Here is a 1,539-nt window from a genome sequence, read left to right on the forward strand (position 1 = left end):
CCAAGCAAAATTTTGCTTTTACTTTCAGCTTTTTAAAAACTGAAGGCAAAATAATCTGGAAAGCTTATTAAAAGTCTTGTCTCTTCAAACTCATTCAAGCGTTTGTATCTTTGAGTCCATCAAAACCCCTTGGGTGTTGTATGGTTAAGCCTCACGGGCAATTAGTACAGGTTAGCTCAACGCCTCACAGCGCTTACACACCCTGCCTATCAACGTTCTAGTCTTGAACAACCCTTTAGGACGCTTAAAGCGTCAGGGAAAACTCATCTCAGGGCTCGCTTCCCGCTTAGATGCTTTCAGCGGTTATCGATTCCGAACTTAGCTACCGGGCAATGCCATTGGCATGACAACCCGAACACCAGAGGTTCGTCCACTCCGGTCCTCTCGTACTAGGAGCAGCCCCCTTCAATTTTCCAACGCCCACGGCAGATAGGGACCGAACTGTCTCACGACGTTCTAAACCCAGCTCGCGTACCACTTTAAATGGCGAACAGCCATACCCTTGGGACCGACTTCAGCCCCAGGATGTGATGAGCCGACATCGAGGTGCCAAACACCGCCGTCGATATGAACTCTTGGGCGGTATCAGCCTGTTATCCCCGGAGTACCTTTTATCCGTTGAGCGATGGCCCTTCCATTCAGAACCACCGGATCACTATGACCTGCTTTCGCACCTGCTCGAATTGTCATTCTCGCAGTCAAGCGGGCTTATGCCATTGCACTAACCTCACGATGTCCAACCGTGATTAGCCCACCTTCGTGCTCCTCCGTTACTCTTTGGGAGGAGACCGCCCCAGTCAAACTACCCACCAGGCACTGTCCGTAATCCCGATTCAGGGACCAACGTTAGAACATCAACACTACAAGGGTGGTATTTCAAGGACGACTCCACCACATCTGGCGACGCGGTTTCAAAGTCTCCCACCTATCCTACACATGTAGGGTCAATGTTCAGTGCCAAGCTGTAGTAAAGGTTCACGGGGTCTTTCCGTCTAGCCGCGGGTACACTGCATCTTCACAGCGATTTCAATTTCACTGAGTCTCGGGTGGAGACAGCGTGGCCATCATTACGCCATTCGTGCAGGTCGGAACTTACCCGACAAGGAATTTCGCTACCTTAGGACCGTTATAGTTACGGCCGCCGTTTACCGGGGCTTCGATCAAGAGCTTCGACCGAAGTCTAACCCCATCAATTAACCTTCCGGCACCGGGCAGGCGTCACACCGTATACGTCATCTTACGATTTTGCACAGTGCTGTGTTTTTAATAAACAGTTGCAGCCACCTGGTATCTGCGACTCTCGTCTGCTCCATCCGCAAGGGACTTCACTGATAAGAGCGTACCTTCTCCCGAAGTTACGGTACCATTTTGCCTAGTTCCTTCACCCGAGTTCTCTCAAGCGCCTTGGTATTCTCTACCCGACCACCTGTGTCGGTTTGGGGTACGATTCCTTACAATCTGAAGCTTAGAGGCTTTTCCTGGAAGCATGGCATCAATGACTTCACTACCGTAGTAGCTCGACATCGTATCTCAGCGTTA

1 rRNA gene is annotated in these 1,539 nt (G+C 50.6%); it reads right to left on the reverse strand.

Annotation, left to right across the window (positions count from 1 at the left end):
• Nucleotides 1-140: 140 nt before the first annotated feature.
• Nucleotides 141-1,539, reverse strand: a 23S ribosomal RNA gene (locus tag ACTRWI_RS22400); the annotation flags it as partial.

This window comes from Pseudoalteromonas sp. G5_S1_14_S5, from assembly GCF_054968605.1.